This window comes from methanotrophic endosymbiont of Bathymodiolus puteoserpentis (Logatchev), from assembly GCF_900128525.1.
Taxonomy (GTDB): Bacteria; Pseudomonadota; Gammaproteobacteria; order Methylococcales; family Methylomonadaceae; genus Methyloprofundus.
Genome location: NZ_FQTQ01000130.1, coordinates 1 through 2,148 on the forward strand (window position 1 = coordinate 1; position 2,148 = coordinate 2,148).

Genomic DNA, 2,148 nt, shown 5'->3' on the forward strand with positions numbered 1-2,148 from the left:
TATGATTCGAAAGGGACAGTTGTCCGAGGAAAATATGCCTGCTTACAAGCAATTTATGGCTTTAGCAGGATAGTTATGCCTGAAGACAAGGCGCTCTTCGCTTTCACTAGTTCTTGCGACAGAACCCCCTATTGCCGGTAGTGTTTTTGTTTTTTGTAATCGCTCTCGCGATAAGCTTAAAATCCTGTATTGGGAGTGTAATGGGTTTTGGTTGTATTATCGGCGCTTGGATAAGGGCAAGTTTCATTGGCCGACGGTTACAAAACTATCTTGAAAAACACCGAAACAAGATTTCTCAAAAATAGCGACTCCCCGCAGGTGAAAGGTAAGTATTCAGAGCCCCCACCAAAAAATTGAGATTTTAGCCCAAAAACTATTCCAAGCTATTGATAGTTCGTTTCGGGGATGAAAAATTGGTGAAATTTGCAAGGGGGGTCTGAATACTTACGACAAAACAGCTCCTTTTTTCCTTGTTCTATTGGAAGTGTTCATTTAAGATGGTTGTTACCTCGTTGATTTGTAATTGCCCGTAACTTATGTTCGTCAAAAAAATACGATCTTTAATTACATTTCAATGAACTATATCAACTTTTTCTATTTTTGTCATGTACAGCAATACCTTCGCCAATTTTGATTTAAGCTCAAAATAGCCTTTTTCGATCTATGCGAATCAATCACTTACACACTTAAAAACTTGCCAAAATGGGTTAATTTTCATTTTGGCGAAGGTATTGGTACAGAGAAAAGCAATATTAATAGATAAGTTTTCTCACATATACACCGACTACATTTAATGAGTTAATAAAATGAAACAATCTAAACTAAAATTAATACCCTTAATATTCCTACTACTATCAGGGCAGGTACATGCAAGATCTTGGGAAGAGTCTATGGCTACTTGGGCTCAAATTTGGAAAGACGTAAAAGGTGATAACTATGCTAGAGGTAGACAAGAAATGGAAAAAGAGCATAAGGATAGAACACCGCAAGACCCTAATTACAGCTATGAGTTGCGTAAAAAAAGATTTATTCTCTACGCAAAAGCAGATGTTAGTAAAAATAATCCAATAATGCATACCAGTACCTATAGCAAATTAATGGATTGGTTTAATAGCATATACGAACAACAAACTAAAATACAAGTAAGTTCTGGTAATGCTACAGAAACGCAAATACTAGTTAATGAATCTTATGTGATGTATAGGTATCCTTTTAAATTAAAAGAACTAATATTTAATCGTAAATTACAAGTTAAAAGAGAGAAAGAAGCAGCAGCAGCAGAAGCTAGAAGACGTGCTGAGATAATGATACCAGCACTAGAAGTTAAAGCCCCTGTTGCTGGCTTTGAATGGGTAAGTAAGCACAAAACATTCGATTACCTTTTACCTTGTAATACAGGTATACCTTACGCCGCAATCGTAGCACATGGCGCAAACCGCATGGACTTACTAACAGACAATGGAGAAGGAGAGTTTAATCACGAACGTGATATGAGTATCGGTTATCCTAGAATGGCTGAATTTTGTATTGTAATAGGCGTACCTAAAAGTGGTTTATCAATAACCTACAACGATCGGAATGAGCCTGAGGAGTGGCGTACTTGGTGGCTTACTGAGGGTGTAGAAGATGAAAACGGAATCCCTGTCAGAGATGAAGATGAGGAAATGCAAGCAACAATCAACCTACTTAAATTAGCCAAAAGTGCATTAGGAGGATTACCAGTCTATTTAGTAGTAGGCAATGATTTAGGTTTATTTGCATCAAAAGTAATAAAAAAGCTTGGAAAAGATGGTGAAAGTGACGTTATTGACGGCTTTATTTACGTAAACCGAGATACTGGTGAATTTGTAAAGTATGGACGAGATAGTACTATATGGAAATCTTCTGAGAATACCCCGTCTGAATAATAATGTTACCTAAATCCTGCAAGCCCATATTTTTACGCCCATTACCCATATTATAAATATGGGTAATGGGCTACTCTCAACCATTCTTGTGCTCATTAAAGGGGGGTCTGTCGCAATGGTTCTGTCGCAAGAACTAGTGAAAGCGAAGAGCGCCTTGTCTTCAGGCATAACTATCCTGCTAAAGCCATAAATTGCTTGTAAGCAGGCATATTTTCCTCGGACAACTGTCCCTTTCGAATCA

General features: G+C 37.5%; 3 protein-coding genes. 2 read left to right on the forward strand and 1 reads right to left on the reverse strand.

Annotated features, from left to right (window positions below):
• The first annotated feature begins 130 nt into the window (after nt 1-130).
• Nucleotides 131-274 carry an IS66 family insertion sequence element accessory protein TnpB gene (gene tnpB, locus BQ7314_RS16125; RefSeq protein WP_425356647.1) on the forward strand — a complete coding sequence of 48 codons (144 nt, stop codon included), beginning with the start codon at nt 131-133 and terminating at the stop codon, nt 272-274.
• A gap of 532 nt (nt 275-806) precedes the next feature.
• Nucleotides 807-1,907 carry a hypothetical protein gene (locus tag BQ7314_RS10575; protein WP_174483663.1) on the forward strand — a complete coding sequence of 367 codons (1,101 nt, stop codon included), beginning with the start codon at nt 807-809 and terminating at the stop codon, nt 1,905-1,907.
• A gap of 9 nt (nt 1,908-1,916) precedes the next feature.
• Here the strand turns inward: BQ7314_RS10575 and BQ7314_RS15670 are convergent.
• On the reverse strand, nt 1,917-2,148 hold a 232-nt coding region (locus tag BQ7314_RS15670; protein WP_217423841.1), incomplete at its 5' end, for a hypothetical protein.

Excerpts from the sequence above, each read along its gene's own strand:
- BQ7314_RS10575 (WP_174483663.1), top strand. The coding sequence starts at position 807 with ATGAAACAATCTAAACTAAAATTAATACCCTTAATATTCCTACTACTA.